The sequence below is a fragment of the Pigmentiphaga daeguensis genome, assembly GCF_039523035.1.
Lineage (GTDB): Bacteria > Pseudomonadota > Gammaproteobacteria > Burkholderiales > Burkholderiaceae_B > Pigmentiphaga > Pigmentiphaga daeguensis.
Map to the genome: position 1 here is coordinate 23896 of NZ_BAAAEN010000015.1, position 17483 is coordinate 41378.

Consider the following 17483-nt stretch of genomic DNA (forward strand, 5'->3'; position numbering starts at 1 on the left):
GATGGCCGTCCCCTCGGAGACCCCGCAAGACACGCTGGTGAGCTTCCTGCCGCACCGGCTGAATCGCCAGCCGGTGGTCGTGCGCGGGCTGACCGCCGACGAGTTGTGGATCTGCGCCGGCCTGTCGGCCGCAGCCGGATTCGCACTCGGCCTGCCGCTGGCCTGGCTCACGCACAGCATCGCCATGGTGCCGACGCTGATCGTCGCCGGCATCGCGCTGGGCGTCTTCGTCGGCGGTGGTTTTCTGCGCGCACAGAAGCGCGGCCGGCCCGACACCTGGCTCTACCGACAGCTCCAGTGGCGGCTGGCATTGCGGCACCCGGCGCTGGCAGCGCTCCTGGGCGGGCAGCGCCTCATCACCCGCTCGGGCTACTGGACGACCCGGCGCAACGCCAATCGAGGTGCGCCATGAGCCGTTTCAGGAACGAGGTTGCGCACCTGCAGGCGCACGTGAAGACGCTGCGTCTGGGGGCCGGCGCGTTGTTCGCGGTGGCGCTGCTGCTCGGCTTCGGCTGGTGGAGTGCGCCGAAGAGTCTGACCATCCATGTGCCGCCGGACTTGCGCTCGGGCAGCACGCGCAAGTGGTGGGACGTGCCGCCCGAGAGCGTGTATGCCTTCTCGTTCTATATCTGGCAGCAGGTACAGCGCTGGCCCACGAACGGCGAAGAAGACTATCCGCGCAACCTGCGCGCGCTGTCGGCCTACCTCACGCCGAGCTGCCGGGCCTTCCTGCAACAGGACTACGAGTACCGGCGTGCCAGTGGCGAGCTGCGTCAGCGCGTGCGCGGCATCTACGAGATTCCCGGCCGCGGCTACGGCGATGATCCGGCCACGCGCGTCAAGGTGGTTTCCGACCGCGATTGGATCGTCACGCTCGACGTGAGCGCGGACGAATACTACGGCTCCGAGCAGGTCAAGCGCGCCCTGGTGCGCTACCCCATCAAGGTCGTCCGGCTGGACATCGACCCCGAGCACAACCCCTTCGGCCTGGCGCTGGACTGCTACGCCAGCGCACCCCAGCGCATCGAACCGTCGCCGACGCCGACCCAGGCCGGCGTGCCCGCCAATGCCTCCGGCCATCTGCAGGGAGACTCCCCATGAAGCCCGTTAACTGGTCGGCCCTGGCCGGCGTCCTGCTGATCCTCGGTTTCGTGCCGGCCAGCCAGGCCGTGGAAATCCTGCGTTGGGAGCGCCTGCCCCTGCCGGTGCCGCTGGTGGTCGGCCAGGAGCGCGTGGTCTTCATCGACCGCAATGTGCGCGTCGGCGTGCCGGCCAGCGTCGGCGACCACCTGCGCGTGCAGAGTGCGGGCGGCGCGATCTACCTGCGGGCGAGCGAGCCGATTCCGCCCACGCGGCTGCAACTGCAGGACGTGGAATCCGGCGCGCTGATCCTGCTCGACATCGCCGCCGAGCCGGCGAAGGACGGCCAGGCGCCGCTGGAGCCGGTGCGCATCGTGGAAGCGGAAGCCCTCGCGAAGCGCTACGGCGGCGGTGCAGCAAGCGGCGCGGACGAGCAGGCCGATGCGCCCGCGGACAAACCCCTTCTCCGGCGCGAAACGCCGGTACCGGTCGTGCTGACGCGCCATGCCGCGCAGAGCCTGTACGCGCCGCTGCGCACCGTCGAGCCTGTCGCCGGCATCGGGCGCGTGAACCTGCGCCGCGGCCTCGCGCTGGACACCTTGCTGCCGACGCTGCCGGTACGCGCGCGAGCACTGGCCGCGTGGCGCCTGGAAGACCAGTGGGTGACGGCCGTGCGACTCACCAACACCTCGGCGCGCTGGCTCGACCTCGACCCGCGCGCCCTGCAGGGGAACTTCGTGGCGGCGACCTTCCAGCATCCGAACCTGGGGCCGGTCGGTACCCCGTCCGACACCACGGTGCTCTACCTGGTCACGCGCGGCCACGGCCTGGCCGAGTCGCTGCTGCCGGCGCTGAGCCCGATCGACGCCACCGCGAACCTGCCGCCGGCCGCCGCGGCCGGCTCGACCGGAGGAGCGCGCGATGAAGAGTAATCCGCTGCTCAAGTGGCTGCTGATCCCGATGGCGCTGCTGCTGGTGTTCGTCGGCATCAAACTGTTCTCCGGCGCGCCCGGCGGCCAGCCCGCCCCCAAGGGCGCGGCCAGTACGCTCACGCCCGAGGAGATGAAAGCCCTGGGCATCGCAGGCGACACGCCGCGCGATACCGTCGCCACGCTGGTGGCCCAGGTGAAGCAGTTGCGCGCCGAGCTGCAGAGCGCGCTCGGCGACAACAAGCAGCACAAGGCCGAGAACGAGCGCCTGCGTGCGCGGGAAAGCGCGATCGACCAACGCATCCAGAGCGCGCTGGAAGGCGAGCGCAACCGCCTGGAGCAGGAGCGCACCCAGGTGGCCAGCGACAGGCAGCAGACCCAGGGGCTGCTGCAGGATCTGCAGCGGCAACTGGACGGCCTTGCCGGCAAGGGTGGCCCGTCCGACCTGCCCGTCGGGCTGGGGCTGGAAGAGGGTGACGGCAAGCGCTTCAACCGCGGCACCAGTGGCACGCAGTGGGTCGAGCCAGACGATGCCAAGGTCGACGCCAAGAACGGCAACAAGGAGCCGAGCTTTCCCCTGAGCTTCGGGCCGGCCCAGAAAAGCCTGTCGGCCGCAGTGGAATCCGTCGCCGACGTTGGCAGCCGCGCGGTGGGCGCATCCACGAAGGCGGTCTACACCGTGCCGTCGAACTCAACGCTCATGGGGTCGGTTGCCATGACGGCGCTGATCGGGCGCGTGCCCATCGATGGAACCGTCAACGACCCGTACCCGTTCAAGGTGCTGATCGGCCCGGACAACCTCACGGCCAACGGCATCGACATCCCCGACGTGGCCGGCGCCGTGGTCAGCGGCACGGCCTCGGGCGACTGGACGCTCTCGTGCGTGCGCGGGCAAATCCGCTCGGTCACGTTCGTGTTCCAGGACGGCACCATCCGCACGGTGCCGGAGGACAGCAGCAAGGGCGGCAGCAGCGACGGCAACGCGGGTCACAACGGCGCCAGCATCCAGGGCGGTCTGGGCTGGATCAGCGACCCCTACGGCATTCCCTGCGTCAGCGGCGAGCGGCGCAGCAACGCCCAGCAGTACCTGGGCAGCCAGGCGCTCATCACCGCGGCCGGCGCGGGCGCCGCTTCGCTCATCAAGTCCGACAACGGCAGCGTGGCCGTGGTCGCCAACAGCAACGGTTCGCTGGGCACCGTCGGCATCAGCGGCGTTGATGCGATGGGCCGCATCCTCGCGGGCGGCGTGCGCGACATGGCCGATTGGGTCAACAAGCTCTACGGCCAGGCCTTCGCGGCGGTCTACGTGCAGCCGGGCGCCAAAGTGGCCGTGCATCTGGAGCAGCCGCTCGACATCGACTACGACGCCAAGGGGCGTCGGGTCCACCACCGCACCGGAGAAGCCCATGCATCGGATCTGGATTGACGCGGCCGCCGTGCTGCTGGCGGCCACCCTGCTCGGCGGCTGCGCTACCAGCAAGGAGAAGCTGCTGCCGCACGGCGACAGCACCATGCTCGACATCTGGCATCAGGAGACCGGCGGCAGCGCGGGCGGCGGCCAGGCCGCCCGGCAACTGCTCGATGCGCGCCAGGGCCTGCGCCGGCCGCTGACCGAGGCCGATGTGCAGGCGGCGCCAGGCATGCAGGCGCGCTACACCCGTACCGCGCAGAACGAGATTCACCGCCAGTTCCACCGCCTGCCGAATCCCGACCTGGTGATGTACGTGTTCCCGCACCTGGCGGGCACCGACCCGGTGCCGGTGCCCGGCTACAGCACGGTGTTCCCGCTCTACCAGCGCGTGCAGTACGCGATGCCGGGCGAGCGCGTGGAGGACTACTGATGGCCTGGTCGCTGCCTTGGTCACGCAAGCCCGACGCATCGCCTGCTGATGCCATGGATGCGGCCGATGATGCCTGGGCACGGCACGTAACGGCGCTGGCGGCACAGGGTGTCGCCGAGCCGGGCAGCGCGTTCGGCCGGGGCCGGCGCCGGCCGGCCACCCAGGCCGACCACGATGCGCTCTATGGCGTTGCGCCGTCGTTCGCTGACTTGCTGCCCTGGGTCGAGTACCTGCCCGGCAGCAAGTGCATGTTGCTGGAAGATGGCCAGTCGGTGGCGGCCTTCTTCGAGCTGGCGCCGGTCGGCACCGAGGGCCGCGAGATGGCCTGGCTATGGCAGGCGCGCGATGCGCTGGAGAACGCCCTGCAGGACTCCTTCGACGAGTTGGACGACAACCCCTGGGTGGTGCAGCTCTACGCCCAGGATGAGGCCGACTGGGACAACTATCTGCGGTCCCTGGCGAACTATCTGCAGCCGCGTGCGCAGGGCAGCGCGTTCAGCGACTTCTACCTGCGCTTCTTCGCCCATCATCTGCGGGCCATCGCCAAGCCGGGTGGCTTGTTCGAGGACACCACGGTGACGCGCCTGCCGTGGCGCGGTCAGGTCCGGCGCGTGCGCATGGTGGTCTACCGCCGCACGTCCGCGGCGCCGACCCCGCGGCGCGGCCAGTCGCCCGAGCAGGCACTGACCACGATCTGCGACCGTCTCGCCGGCGGGCTGGCCAATGCCGGCGTGAAAGCCCGGCGTCTCGGCGCGGCGGACATCCACGCCTGGCTGCTGCGCTGGTTCAACCCGAATCCGACTTTGCTCGGCGCCACTGCCGAAGATCGGGAACGCTTCTACGCGCTGACCCGCTACCCGGAAGAGCGGGAGGAGGGCGAGATCGAACTCGCCAGCGGCACCGACTTCGCGCAGCGCCTGTTCTTCGGCCAGCCACGTTCGGACGTGCCCAACGGCCTGTGGTTCTTCGACGGCATGCCGCATCGGGTGATCGTGATGGATCGCCTGCGCACGCCACCCGTGACGGGCCATCTGACGGGCGAGACGCGCAAGGGCGGCGATGCCATGAACGCGCTGTTCGACCAGATGCCCGAGGACACGGTGATGTGCCTGACGCTGGTCGCCACACCCCAGGACGTGCTGGAGGCGCACCTCAACCACCTCGCCAGGAAGGCCGTCGGCGAGACCCTGGCCTCGGAGCAGACCCGGCAGGACGTGCAGCAGGCGCGCGGCCTGATCGGCAGTGCGCACAAGCTCTACCGCGGCGCGCTGGCGTTCTACCTGCGCGGCCGCGACCTGGCCCAGCTCGATGCGCGCGGCCTGCAGCTCGTCAACGTGATGCTCAACGCCGGCCTGCAGCCGGTGCGCGAGGAAGACGAGGTGGCGCCGCTGAACAGCTATCTGCGCTGGCTGCCGTGCGTGTTCGATCCGGCTGCCGACAAGCGCCAGTGGTACACCCAGCTCATGTTCGCGCAACATGCGGCGAACCTGGCGCCGGTCTGGGGCCGCAGTCAGGGCACGGGGCATCCGGGCATCACGTTCTTCAACCGCGGCGGCGGCCCGATCACCTTCGATCCGTTGAACCGCCTCGACCGGCAGATGAACGCGCATCTATTCCTGTTCGGCCCCACGGGTTCGGGCAAGAGCGCGACGCTCAACAACATCCTGAATCAGGTGACGGCGATCTATCGGCCGCGCTTGTTCATCGTCGAGGCTGGCAACAGCTTCGGCCTGTTCGGCGACTTCGCGGCGCGTTTGGGCCTCACCGTGCATCGCGTGAAGCTCGCGCCCGGCGCGGGCGTCAGTCTGGCTCCGTTCGCCGACGCCTGGCGCCTGGTCGATACGCCGAGCCAGGTACAGACGCTGGACGCCGATGCGCTCGACGAAGACCAGACCGATGCCGGCATGGCCGTGGAAGGCGACGAGCAGCGCGACGTGCTCGGCGAGCTGGAAATCACTGCACGACTGATGATCACCGGCGGCGAGGACAAGGAGGAAGCGCGCATGACCCGCGCCGACCGCAGCCTGATCCGCCAGTGCATTCTCGATGCGGCACAGCATTGCGTGGCGGACGAACGCACGGTGCTCACACGCGATGTGCGCGACGCGCTGCGCGAGCGCGCCCGCGACGCCACGCTGCCGGAGATGCGGCGCGCACGGCTGCTGGAGATGGCCGACGCCATGGATATGTTCTGCCAGGGCGTGGACGGCGAGATGTTCGACCGGTCCGGCACGCCGTGGCCCGAGGCGGACATCACCATCGTGGACCTGGCCACCTTCGCGCGCGAGGGCTACAACGCCCAACTCTCGATTGCCTACATCTCGCTCATCAACACGGTCAACAACATCGCCGAGCGCGACCAGTTCCTGGGCCGCCCGATCATCAACGTGACGGACGAAGGCCACATCATCACGAAGAACCCGCTGCTCGCGCCCTACGTGGTCAAGATCACCAAGATGTGGCGCAAGCTCGGCGCCTGGTTCTGGCTCGCCACGCAGAACCTGGACGACCTGCCGAAAGCGGCCGAGCCCATGCTCAACATGATCGAGTGGTGGATCTGCCTGTCGATGCCGCCCGATGAAGTCGAGAAGATCGCGCGCTTCCGCGAACTCAACGCTTCGCAGAAGGCGCTGATGCTCTCGGCACGCAAGGAGGCCGGCAAGTTCAGCGAGGGCGTCATCCTGTCCAAGTCGATGGAAGTGCTGTTCCGCGCCGTGCCGCCCAGCCTCTACCTGGCGATGGCGATGACCGAGCCCGAGGAGAAGGCCGAACGCTTCCAGTTGATGCAGCAGCACGGCATCAGCGAGCTGGATGCCGCCTTCCGCGTGGCCGAGAAGATCGACCGTGCGCGGGGCATCGAACCGCTGGCGCTGGATACGTTGGCCTGACGGGAGCAACACGATGCGCATGCCTTCATTCGCCCGCCGTCATCCCCGGATCGGTCTGCTGATCGTGGCGACGATTGCGGTGGCCTCGTGGATGCTGCTGCGCGCGCCGCATCCGGCAACCGAGTCCATGCCCCTGGCCGCCGCCGGGTCCGAAGCGCCGAAACCGGCCGGCCCGCCCTGGCTGTATGGCCGTGCCGATGCGAGCTTCACGGTGGTCGGGTACGCCGACCTGGAGTGTCCGTACTGCCGGGCCTACTTCCCCGCGCTCAAGCGCTGGATCGACGCCCATCCCGAGGTGAATTGGCAGTGGCACCACCTGCCGCTGTCCATGCACGAGCCGGCCGCGACTGCCGGGGCGCGCCTGGCCGAGTGCGCGGGCGAGACTGGCGGGCATGCCACGTTCTGGCAAGCCGTGGCGTGGCTCTACGCGCACACCCGTGGCGACGGCCAGGGCCTGCCGGAGGGCCTGCGCTATCCCGACCTCACGCCAGCCATGCAGGGTTGTCTCGACAGCGATCGCCCCGATGCGGTCATCCGTGCCCAGGCGGCGGAAGCAGCACAGCAGGGCATCGCGGCCACGCCGGCCCTGCAACTGCGCGACCGCGAGTCCGGCAAGACCCTCCTGCTGCACGGCCCCGTCGAAGGCGATGCCTTGCTGTCGGCCATCGACCTGCTTGCCGCCGGCAGCACGACTGCAGCCGAACCCGCCCATTCCCCAGACATGCCCGCCGGCGTCGCCGGTGACATGCCCAGGTAGCCATCGATCTTCAAGGCTGCGGCGCGGCTTGTCCGCGTTGATCGAAACCCGTTCGCATCGCATCCCTTGACGCGAACAGCCACCGCATCCGCGGTGGTGGATGCCCGCTCGTCACCTGTTCCATCCCCATCGTCCCCCGGAGGGTTTGCCCTCCTGGGGCAGGCGCCCTCCGATCTCATCCATTGGAGGTTCGCCATGTCTCTTGCCATCGCCGACTCCCGCCCGGAGTCGCTCACCCTGATCGCCGCCCAGCACGAAGACTGGATCATCCGGCAGGCCATCACCCTGCTGGAGAACCGCGTGTTCAAGGCCGGTCCAGCGCTGGGCAGTCCCGCCGCCGTGCGCGACTACCTGCGCCTGAAACTGGTCGCGGAGCCGAACGAAATCTTCGCCGTCGTGTTTCTCGACAACCAGCACCAGGTGCTCGCCTACGAGCCGCTGTTCAAGGGCACGGTCGACCAGACTTCGGTGTATCCGAGGGTGGTGGTCCAGCGTGCGCTGGCGCTCAACGCTTCGGCGCTGATCCTGGCGCATCAGCATCCCTCGGGGAACACCGAGCCCTCGGCCGCCGATCGTGTGATCACCGAGCGGCTGAAGAGCGCCCTGGCCACCGTCGATGTCCGGGTGCTGGATCACTTCATCGTCGGCAAGGGCAGCCCGTACTCGTTCGCCGAAGCCGGCTTGTTGTAGTCCGCACCGCAGGCGTCCCTTCCGGGGCGCCTGTGGAATTTCTAGCCGGCATGGACGCGGGGCCGTGGCGTCCCAATGACGGACCACTGGGGTCACCCAGCTACTCAGGCGGTATTGCCTGCACGATCGCCCGCGGTGAAGCGCAGGGCCTGCTGGTGGTGCCCGCGGGGTTCGAACGCGGGATCCTGCGCGGCGGGCAGGGGCAACTGGCGCTGTACGGCAGTGGTGCGTTCCTCGGTCGCGGCGGCGTGGTGCTGGAGGGCCTGGGCGAGGCCGCCGCCGCGTTCGCGCGCGAGGCCGCCGTGGTGCAGGCAGGTTTCGCAGGTGCGCCCGGCGCAGCGCCGCTGCAGGTGGTGGCGCGGCCGCTGTTCAACACCCGCGAGGGTTACGGCAGCGCCGTGGTGCCGGGCGTGGCACAGCTGATCGTGCAGCAGACACTGCTGATCGGCATGCTGGTCATGGCCGGCACGCGTCGCGAACGCCTGGGTCGGCTGGCGTTCTCGCGCCGCGGCCTGCTCGGCATCGCCGCCGCGTTCGCGCTGATCGGCGTGTGCAGCATGCTGTACTACAACGGTCTGGTGATGTGGCTCCAGGACTATCCGCGTGGCGGCAATCCGCCCGGTACGCTGGTGGGCGGAGCGCTGTACGTGGCCGCGGTGGTGGCGTTCGGGCTGTTCGCGGGCAGTTTCTTCCGCACCCGCGAACGGCCCTTCCAGCTGATGCTCGTCACCGCGCTGCCACTCTTCTTCCTGTCCGGGCTCTCATGGCCGGCCGTGGCGATGCCACAGCCCCTGGCGTGGCTGGCGAAGCTGGTTCCCTCCACGCCCGGCATCAACCTGATGGTGAAGTTCAACCAGATGGGCGCAAGCTTCGCCGAGGCGCTTCCCGAGTTGTGCAACCTCGCTTTTTTGACACTGCTGTATGGCGCGCTGGCGGTATGGCGCTACGCCCCGGCGCGGGACGGCGCCTGACGGGCCGATCACGGATCACGGGGCCGGGGCGGCTTCTGCGCGGGTATCGGAGATCGTCTGCGCGCTGGATGTGCTGGCCGACAATATCGATCCGGCCGAAAGCTGCAAGGCCTTCCGCGGCCGCATGCCGAGCGCCGATGCCCTGCTGCGCAACCGCGGCCTGAAGTGACTTCGGCGGGTGCGGTAACGAAAAGGCGACCCGGGCGACCGGGTCGCCTTTTTCATGCTGCGGACGACGCAACGGAGCCGCCGCGTCATCCGCCGCGCGGCCACGCACCGACGCTCAGTCGCCGGCGGTCTTCCGGGTGCCGGCGCCCGCGAACTCCGGAAACGCCTCCTCCAGCGAGCCTTCGTCCGGCAGCACGTAGAACACGCCGCCGCGCGCGAAGGTGGGCCTGACGACCTGCTCGTAGAACGCCGGAGACACGTTGATGCAGCCGTGGGTGACCCGGTTGTCATCCGGCGTTGGCGAGGCCAGACGCTCGGGGCGCTTTTCCTCCGGCACGCCGGTCGCGGTCGGGTGGATCGAGACCGCGGAGTCGTAGTCGACCCACAGCACGCGGCCGGCATCGATGGACGGACCGTAGCCGCCGACGAAGCGGCCGGCCGGGGTGGTGCGGTCGCGGCCGGGGATCTCGCGCAGGGCGAGGCCCGCGATGCCGGGGGCGGTGTGGTCGCCCACGGCGGAGCCGAACAGGCCGGGCGCGGCGCCGCGCAGGCGGCCATCGCCGCCGAACACGAGGATCTGGGCGGCGGCCTTGTCCATGATCGCGAAGGGATAGCCCTGACTGTCGCCGGAGGCGACGACCCAGCCGGCCAGTTCGATCACCGTGTCGGAGACGTCCTGGCCGCGGGGTAGTTCGTCCAGTGACGTCACCGGCGGGGTGCCGTCGTCGCGCGCGCTGGCGGGGGCGCCCACGCTGGCCAGCGCCAGCGCCAGGGCCAGCGCAACCGCGCGCCGGCCCGGGTGGGAGAGGGAGTGGGGGAAAGTACGGATGGGAAGCTCCTCGGGGGCGGAACACCATCCAACGCGGGGATCCGCGCCGCGCAGGCGACGGATCCCCGCGCCGGTCGGTCAAGCGGAGTGCGTGCTCACCCGCGCGGCACGCGGCGCGGCGACGACTCCAGCCGCTGCACGCGGCCTTCGATCTGGTCGAGGCGCTGGTTGGCGCGCTGGGCGCCCTGATTGGCGGATTCGGCGCTCTGGGCCGCGCCCTGCACCTGGGTGTCGAGGCGGTCGAGGCGGGAGTCGCCGCGGCAATGTCTGACGCGAAGATCAGAACGCACCGATACGAACGTGCGAACACAGGCGCAACACTGAGCAGCCGTCCCCGCACCGGAGCGCTGCGTGCCGCGCCTCGCCACATCCCGGCGGCAAGCCGCGGGATGCGCGCCACTGCCGTCCGCCCACACCGGTTCGCGGTACGCGCGCCACGCGCCCGAGCGCACGCTGCTGTACGCGCTAGTGCAGGCGCACTACCCGGACTTCATCGCGCGTCTTGAGGCCGAAGACCGCCCGCTGCCCGAGTATGTGCGCGAGGAGTTCGAGACCTACCTGCGCTGCGGCGTGCTCGAGCACGGCTTCCTGCGGGTGGTGTGCGAGCACTGCCGTGCAGAGAGGCTGGTGGCCTTCTCCTGCAAGAAGCGCGGGTTCTGCCCGAGTTGCGGCGCGCGACGCATGGCCGAGAGTGCGCGGCACCTGGTCGAGGAGGTGTTCGGCCCGCGGCCTGTGCGGCAATGGGTGCTGAGCTTTCCGTACCCCTTGCGCTTCCTGTTCGCCAGCAAGCCGGAGGCCATCAGCCCGGTGCTGGGCATCGTGCATCGTGTGATCGCCGGTTGGCTTGCCGATCAGGCCGGCGTGCCGCGGGATACGGCGCAATGCGGTGCGGTGACCCTGATCCAGCGCTTCGGCAGCGCGCTGAACCTGAATGTTCACTTCCACATGCTGTGGCTCGACGGCGTGTACGACGCGAACGTCGAGCCCCCGCGGCGCAAGCCGCGCCTGCGCCGCGCCCCCACCTCTGCGCAACTGACGCAGCTCGCCAACACCATCGCGCATCGCGTGTGCCGGCACCTGTCGCGCCGCGGCTGGCTCGAAGGCGAAGACGAATCCGTGTTCCTGTCCGACAGCGCGGGTAGCGACGACGGCATGGATGGGCTGCGGATGAGTTCGATGACCTACCGCATCGCCACCGGTCGCGACGCTGGCCGCAAGGTCGTCACGCTGCAAACATTGCCCGGTGACGCAGGCTCGCTGGAGGGCGATGCCGGCAAGGTCGGCGGCTTCTCGCTGCATGCCGGCGTGGCCGCGGAAGCACACGAGAGCCACAAGCTCGAAAAGCTGTGCCGCTACATCACGCGCCCGGCGATCAGCGAGCAGCGGCTGTCGATCTCACCGCAGGGTAGGGTGCGGTATCAGCTCAAGACGCCGTGGCGAAATGGGACCACGCATGTCGAATGGGATGCGGTGGACTTCATCGCCAAGCTGGCGGCACTGGTCCCGCCACCTCGCGCGCATCTCACCCGCTTCCACGGCGTATTCGCCCCGAATGCAAACCTGCGCGCGCAGCTGACGCCCTCGGGGCGCGGCAGGCGGCCTGCGGGCGATGCGGCGCCGGTTGACGCAAGCGCCCACGACGAGCCGCGCAGCCCCGAGCAGAAGCGCCGTGCGATGAGCTGGGCGCAACGGCTCAAGCGGGTCTTTTCCATCGACATCACCACCTGCGCCCACTGCGGCGGCGCGGTGCGGATCGTCGCCAGCATCGAGGAACCCACCGCCATCCGCGCCATCCTCGCCCACTTCGAGAAGCACGGCGCGCTGGAGCAAGCGCACTACAGGCCCGCAGCGCGCGCACCGCCAGTGCAAGCCGCGTGACGATCTGCCGGCTGCACAGCCGACGGCGAAACCGGAATCCGAGCCGATGCGGCCACGATCCGCAGGGCGGCGCTCGGCCCGCTGTCGGGAATCAGCGAAGCATGGCTGCTGACAACGCCGCTGCGTGGCCCCGCGATGCCGAAATCCCACTCACAGACGTCCGATCCGTGCCCAAAACGGGGCTTGCGCGACCACCGCCTACCCAGCAGACTGCCCGAAAAGGGCGTTTGAACTTCCTATACGCAGTGGTATGGCCTCTACAAGCAGGTCGATTCAGACCCCTCGGTCGTGGACAGCCACAAGAACTATCTGCTGTTCCGCGACATTGCCGCTATGTCGCTGCTGCTCGTGCCCATAGTACCCGCGGTGATGTATTTCAGCGGGTTGGATACGCCTCGCATTCTGATCTCGACCGCTTGGTTCCTGGGTCAGTATCTGGTCGCGGCATTCGCTGCGCGCACGACAGGCATCCGCTTCGTGCAGAACGTGCTGGCCGTGCATGCCAGCCGGAAAGTGACGAACTCGCGGAAGAAGGAGGCTGATGGATAGGTTCTGGCGCAGACTCGTACACAAGGTCCTCCAGATGGCAGCGTATTGATCTTGACGGGAGCTTCCAGCTTCCCCGTTTTTTTGCATCCTGAGCAGCCCATAACGCTCGCTGCTGTTGTCGCATCAAACCGGAGAGTGCCGATTCCGGTTTGACAGTCGCTTCCATCCCCCCCCCTGGAGTCGACTACCCACCCTGATCGTTTTCACGGTGGCTCGACATGCCAGCTCCCATATCCAACCCATCTGTAGCGCAGTGGCGCCTGCTTGCGGCCGGACTCTTGGCTGTGCTGCTCGGCCCCTCCGCCTGGGCCGCCGATGTGCTCGTCGTCACCGACAGCCGTCATCCGGTGCAGGCCCCGGCCGGCGTGCGGATCATCGAGCTGGACCAGGCCACACGCATCGAGGTCGAACTCGCCGCGCACCTGCCGGCCGACCCGCAACAGGCCGCAGCCGTGGTGCGGCAGCGGTTGCATGACGGTGGCGAGGCCCTTCAACGCCGCATCGGCCATGCCTACCAAGGTGTCGCGGATGCCTGGGGACTGGGCATCGCCAAGATTCCCGCCGTGGTGGTCGATCGACGTTATGTGGTCTACGGCGAGCCCGACGTGTCCCGCGCAGTCGCGCGCATCAACGCCTACCGGAGCACACAGCCATGAGCCTCCTGCTGGCATCCCGGCGCCTGCGCGCCACCGTCGCCTCGCTGCTGTTGGGCACGGCCACGTCGACGTTCGCCCTGGACACCGCCACCATCGTCTCGTCGGCGCTGTCCCCCGACTGCCTCGAATACCGCGTGGTCGGAATCTGCTACTGGCTGTACTGCACGCCCTTCGGCTGCTCGGTGCGCACTTCCGTCAAGGTGCGCCACTACGTCCCCGATGCGGTGGTGTCGAGCTACTCGAACACCGGCGAAAACCCGTGGCTGGAAGTCAGGGCGATGAGCATGCCCAACCCGACCGCCAAGGCTGGCGGTGACGGCACGACCAATCACGACAACGAGAACAACCTCGCCAAGTTCAAGAACGCCGATGTCATCGGCCATCCGGCCGGGATGGTGTTCAGCCAGTTCGCCAGCGCCTCCGGCTACACCTGCGAAGGCGCTGGCACGGCCTTCATGCCGTATCTGCTGAGCACGCTCGACACGATCGCCTGGCGCTACAACATCCCGGAAGCGTTCTACCCCGAAGCGCTCATCCCCGGCCGGCGCGAAATCGGTACGCGCACCGGCCTGAACCTCTGGGGCAACGTGTATCCCCGCGGTGGCTTCCTGCACCAGACCGACGATCACAAGAGCGGCGCCGTGGTCGCGCAGCGCGCGGGCGACATCGTGACGCGCCGCAACCAGATTCACGTGTACCAGCCACTGCTGGCCAACGCCCGCGACGGGTACTGGCCGGCCGGCGCGTTGACGGAGACCGACGCCTCGACGGGCAAGTGGCAGGAGCTGACGCCCACGCTCTCGAACAGTTGCGTGGTCTTCCCGCACAGCCGCACCCGCGTGCAGGCCCAGCAAGGCGACTACGCCTGGGCCCTGTGGCGGCCGTACTCCTGCTGCCGGCGCCGTGGCCAGGTCTTCCTCGGCAGCGTCGATTTCATGTGAGGAACCCACGATGAACGCCTCCCTCCCTGACTTGCTGCGCCGCGCGAAATCGCACCTGCGGGCCACGCTGCTCGTGGCGGCCATCACGCTGGTCGTCGGCGTCGCCTGGGCGCAGACCCGCATCGACCCCAATGGCGTGAACGTCAGCGGCAGCGTGATCGGCGACGACGTGCTCTACAGCATCGGCGGCGGCCGGGCCGTGTCGATGGGTGGTGCCGGCAACATGCAGAGCATCGGCGTGGGGATCGGCTGGAACAGCAACCTGATCTGCGGCGACATGAGCATCACCACGACGCTGCAGAACCAGCTCAACGGCATCACCAACGGCTTCCAGACGATCATGAGCAACGTGATCCAGAATGCCACCAGCGCCGTGGCCTCGCTGCCGGCCCTGATCATCCAGCGCGCCGACCCGGGCCTGTACAACCTGCTGACCAACGGCATCCTCCAGGCGCGCCTGGATTTCGACCGCTCGAAGATGACCTGCCGGGCCATCGCCAATCGCATGGCGGACATGGCCGGCGGCCAGGCCGGCTGGGACCAGCTCGCCGAAGGGATGGCGCTGCGGGATGCGGTCAGCAGCACCGATGCCGTCTCCGCCATCGAGCAGGCCGAGTCCAACAAAGGAAACAACGGCGTGCCATGGGTCGGCGGCGGCAACGCGGGCGGCTCCGGTCAGAGTTCGATCAAGGTGGTCGGCGACGTGACGCGCGCGGGCTACAACCTGCTCAACGGGCGCAGCGCCACCGATACCTCGTCGATCGCGCGCAGCGCCTGTGGCAACCGCCTGACCTGCCAGACCTGGTCCTCGCCCCAGGCGGCCGCGGAATGGGCGACCCGCGTGTTGGGCGAACGCGAGCAGCGCACCTGCGAAAACTGCACGAAGACCCAGACCACGCCTGGCGTCGGACTGACGCCAATGATCCAGGAAGAGTACGAGACCAAGCTGCAGGCGCTGCAGGAACTGGTGACGGGCGCCCGGCCGACGACGCTGGCCAATCTCGACGCGGCCGGCAGCAGCTCGCTGCCGATCACCCGCGGCGTGATCGAGGCCCTGCGTGACGAACCCGACCAGGACGTGCTGGGCCGGCGCCTCGCGTCCGAGGCTGCGCTGTCCAGCGTGCTGGAGAAGGCCCTGCTGCTGCAACGCACGTTGCTGACCGGCAAGAAGGAGCCGAACGTCGCCGCCAACGAGCTCGCCGTGCAGGCGGTCGACCAGGAGAACAGCGCGCTGGAGCAGGAGATCAACAACCTCAAGACCGAGCTGGAGTTGCGCCGCACGCTGGCCGGCAACTCGGCGATGGCGATCATCCAGCGCCACAGCACCCGCGCTGCCGGCTCGCGCGGCGTCTTCGAGGGCGACACCACGCGCGACCGTCTGCGGGAAGTCCAGAAGCCGCGGAGCGGTACGCCATGAGCCGACTCGCCTGGCTGCGGCTGCCATGGCTGTTCAACCGCCGCGTCGGCGTGGCGCTGCTGTGGACCTTGCTGGTGGTCGCCGCCGCGGTGGCGGTGAACATCGCCGGCATCCACGTGGTCGGCGGCATCGAGGGCTGGCAGCACTGGCTGCAGGCGCACGCCGGCCACTTCTTCGTGTGGCGTCTGTGCCTCTACGGAGCGACGGCTTACGGCTGGTGGTGGATGCGTCGGCGCCTGTTGCGGCGGGAGCCGTCCCGCGAGACGCATCAGCGCCTGCTGCGCACGGAGATCGCGGCCGTGATCGCCGTGGTCGCGCTGGAAGCCAGCCAACTGTTGCGGCACGGCTGAGACCGGGAGGCAGGCATGACGCTCTACACCACGGACTACCTGGAGTATTACCTGACCCTGGTGGCTTGGGTGGTCAACAACGGCATCTGGAGCATCCTCGTGGCCAGCGGCGTGTTCGCGCTGCCGTTCGTGGCCATCGTGATCCAGGAATGGCTCAAGGCCCGCAGCGAAGGTGCGGACGAAGGCAACAAGGGCGTGCTGTCGTCGATGCGCATCGAGAACCGGGTGTGGGTGGCGATCGTGGTCATCATGTTCGCGGGCATCCCGTTCATCCCGGTGGATCTCGCCACGATCAGGTTCGACACCACGCGCTCCGCGCAATGCCAGGTCAACGTCCCGCTGCCCAACGACACGGGCTGGTCCAACGTCTACACGGCGCTCAACGACCAGAGCGCGCTGGTGCCGGTGTGGTGGTTCTTCATGCACGCGCTGTCGAAAGCCGTGACGGGCTCCGCGGTGGCGGCGATTCCCTGCGGCACGGACCTGCGTCAGATTCGCATGGATGTGGATGCCACGCGCATCGACGATCCGGTGCTGGCACAGGAGGTCGCCGACTTCACGCACGACTGCTACGGGCCGTCGCGCGCCAAGCTGTTCATGAACCGGCCGACGCTCTCCGACGAGCAGATGAACGACGTCACCTGGATCGGGTCGAGTTACTTCCTCGACACGCCCGGCTTCTATGACACCTATCGCGCCAAGACCCCACGCACGGCCTGGCCCTACGACGCGACCCGCGATGCGGGGCTGGCACAGGTGGACAGCGGCGGCGGCTATCCGTCCTGCCAGCAGTGGTGGGCCGATGGCGGCCAGGGACTGCGTAGCCGGCTGCTGGCACAGGTCGACCCGGACCTGCTGACCCGCATCGGGCGCTGGGCGGGCTTCCTGTCGCAGAGCGAGGTCAATGACTCGGTGATCCGCGCCGTCGTCTCACCGCGGCAGCAGAAGATGAACCAGGGCGCCGTCTACACCGACTACGGCGGCCAGATCGACAAGACGCTGCCGAACATCGTCACGCGCGGCGCGAGCGACCTGGCGCTGACCGTCGGCTCGCTGGGCTTCTTTCCGGCGATGGACGTGGTGCGCCAGGCGCTGCCGATGGTGCTGACCATGCTCAAGATGGCGCTCGTCATCTGCATCCCGTTGGTGCTGCTGATCGGCACCTACGACCTGAAGACGGTGGTGACGGTGAGCTGCGTCCAGTTCGCGCTGTTCTTCGTGGACTTCTGGTTCCAGCTCGCGCGCTGGATCGACAGCACGATCCTGGATGCGCTCTACGGCTGGGGGTTTGGCGCGGACAGGCCGCACACGAACTTCGATCCGTTGATCGGTTTGAACAACGCCTTTGGCGACATGCTCCTTAACTTCGTCATGGCGATGATGTTCATCGTGCTGCCGACGTTTTGGGTCATGGCATTGGCTTGGGCAGGCGTTCGCACGGGAAATATCGTGCAGGGGTTGTCCACCGCCACCTCGGACGCCAAGGGCGCTGGGGGGCGTGGCGCTGGTATGGCAATGAGCGCTGTATCGAAGAAGTGA

At 68.6% G+C, this 17483-nt stretch carries 18 protein-coding genes; 16 read left to right on the top strand and 2 right to left on the bottom strand.

All coding sequences use genetic code 11. The annotated features are described in order from the left end of the window. The first annotated feature begins 1 nt into the window (after nt 1). The 9 genes from ABD104_RS18200 to ABD104_RS18240 all read left to right on the top strand — a co-directional run bounded on the left by ABD104_RS18200 (nt 2) and on the right by ABD104_RS18240 (nt 9156). Entirely contained in the window at nt 2-412 is a 411-nt protein-coding gene (locus tag ABD104_RS18200; RefSeq protein WP_003140993.1) for a TIGR03750 family conjugal transfer protein, read from the top strand. Beyond that, complete coding sequence (locus ABD104_RS18205) at nt 409-1101, top strand: PFL_4703 family integrating conjugative element protein (RefSeq protein WP_003140991.1); 693 nt, start codon at nt 409-411, stop codon at nt 1099-1101. The genes ABD104_RS18200 and ABD104_RS18205 overlap by 4 nt, the downstream gene beginning before the upstream one ends. Continuing rightward, nucleotides 1098-2012: a TIGR03749 family integrating conjugative element protein gene (locus tag ABD104_RS18210; protein ID WP_003140989.1), complete on the top strand. Its 915-nt coding sequence runs from the start codon at nt 1098-1100 to the stop codon at nt 2010-2012. The genes ABD104_RS18205 and ABD104_RS18210 overlap by 4 nt, the downstream gene beginning before the upstream one ends. Next, nucleotides 2002-3435, top strand: a complete 1434-nt coding sequence (locus ABD104_RS18215) for a TIGR03752 family integrating conjugative element protein (protein WP_003140988.1) — start codon at nt 2002-2004, stop codon at nt 3433-3435. Before ABD104_RS18210 ends, ABD104_RS18215 begins: the two co-directional genes overlap by 11 nt. After that, nucleotides 3416-3850: a TIGR03751 family conjugal transfer lipoprotein gene (locus ABD104_RS18220; protein WP_003294221.1), complete on the top strand. Its 435-nt coding sequence runs from the start codon at nt 3416-3418 to the stop codon at nt 3848-3850. The genes ABD104_RS18215 and ABD104_RS18220 overlap by 20 nt, the downstream gene beginning before the upstream one ends. Then, a complete protein-coding gene (locus ABD104_RS18225; RefSeq protein ID WP_343927994.1) occupies nt 3850-6738 on the top strand; it encodes a conjugative transfer ATPase in 2889 nt (962 codons plus the stop codon). Before ABD104_RS18220 ends, ABD104_RS18225 begins: the two co-directional genes overlap by 1 nt. Before the next feature lie 13 nt (nt 6739-6751). Next, complete coding sequence (locus ABD104_RS18230; RefSeq protein ID WP_009397200.1) at nt 6752-7495, top strand: DsbA family protein; 744 nt, start codon at nt 6752-6754, stop codon at nt 7493-7495. Nucleotides 7496-7690: 195 nt separating this feature from the next. Beyond that, nucleotides 7691-8185, top strand: coding sequence for a RadC family protein (gene radC, locus ABD104_RS18235; protein ID WP_013982142.1), 495 nt, complete (start codon nt 7691-7693; stop codon nt 8183-8185). Between the two features lie 32 nt (nt 8186-8217). Beyond that, complete coding sequence (locus ABD104_RS18240) at nt 8218-9156, top strand: ABC transporter permease (protein WP_206667012.1); 939 nt, start codon at nt 8218-8220, stop codon at nt 9154-9156. Nucleotides 9157-9439: 283 nt separating this feature from the next. Here ABD104_RS18240 and ABD104_RS18245 read toward each other — a convergent pair whose 3' ends face one another. Beyond that, nucleotides 9440-10033, bottom strand: coding sequence for a L,D-transpeptidase (locus ABD104_RS18245; RefSeq protein ID WP_201265984.1), 594 nt, complete (start codon nt 10031-10033; stop codon nt 9440-9442). Between the two features lie 215 nt (nt 10034-10248). Then, nucleotides 10249-10443 (bottom strand): hypothetical protein, encoded by a 195-nt coding sequence (locus ABD104_RS18250; RefSeq protein ID WP_052156759.1) that lies wholly within the window; start codon nt 10441-10443, stop codon nt 10249-10251. A gap of 61 nt (nt 10444-10504) precedes the next feature. On the opposite strand from ABD104_RS18250, the gene ABD104_RS18255 reads away from it, so the two are divergent. The 7 genes from ABD104_RS18255 (at nt 10505) to ABD104_RS18285 (ending at nt 17483) form a co-directional block, all read left to right on the top strand. Next, entirely contained in the window at nt 10505-12031 is a 1527-nt protein-coding gene (locus ABD104_RS18255; RefSeq protein ID WP_486352024.1) for an ISCR element clade Ia family transposase, read from the top strand. 288 nt (nt 12032-12319) lie between these two features. Next, nucleotides 12320-12580, top strand: a complete 261-nt coding sequence (locus ABD104_RS18260; RefSeq protein WP_025297651.1) for a hypothetical protein — start codon at nt 12320-12322, stop codon at nt 12578-12580. A 218-nt stretch (nt 12581-12798) separates the two neighbouring features. Continuing rightward, a complete protein-coding gene (locus ABD104_RS18265; RefSeq protein ID WP_033990624.1) occupies nt 12799-13236 on the top strand; it encodes a TIGR03757 family integrating conjugative element protein in 438 nt (145 codons plus the stop codon). Next, nucleotides 13233-14177: a TIGR03756 family integrating conjugative element protein gene (locus tag ABD104_RS18270; protein ID WP_043105004.1), complete on the top strand. Its 945-nt coding sequence runs from the start codon at nt 13233-13235 to the stop codon at nt 14175-14177. Before ABD104_RS18265 ends, ABD104_RS18270 begins: the two co-directional genes overlap by 4 nt. Nucleotides 14178-14187: 10 nt before the next feature. After that, nucleotides 14188-15594, top strand: a complete 1407-nt coding sequence (locus ABD104_RS18275) for an integrating conjugative element protein (RefSeq protein WP_043105003.1) — start codon at nt 14188-14190, stop codon at nt 15592-15594. After that, complete coding sequence (locus ABD104_RS18280) at nt 15591-15944, top strand: hypothetical protein (protein ID WP_043105001.1); 354 nt, start codon at nt 15591-15593, stop codon at nt 15942-15944. Before ABD104_RS18275 ends, ABD104_RS18280 begins: the two co-directional genes overlap by 4 nt. Before the next feature lie 15 nt (nt 15945-15959). After that, the gene (locus ABD104_RS18285; RefSeq protein ID WP_013982147.1) at nt 15960-17483 is read left to right on the top strand and encodes a conjugal transfer protein TraG N-terminal domain-containing protein; all 1524 of its coding nucleotides are present in this window, start codon (nt 15960-15962) and stop codon (nt 17481-17483) included.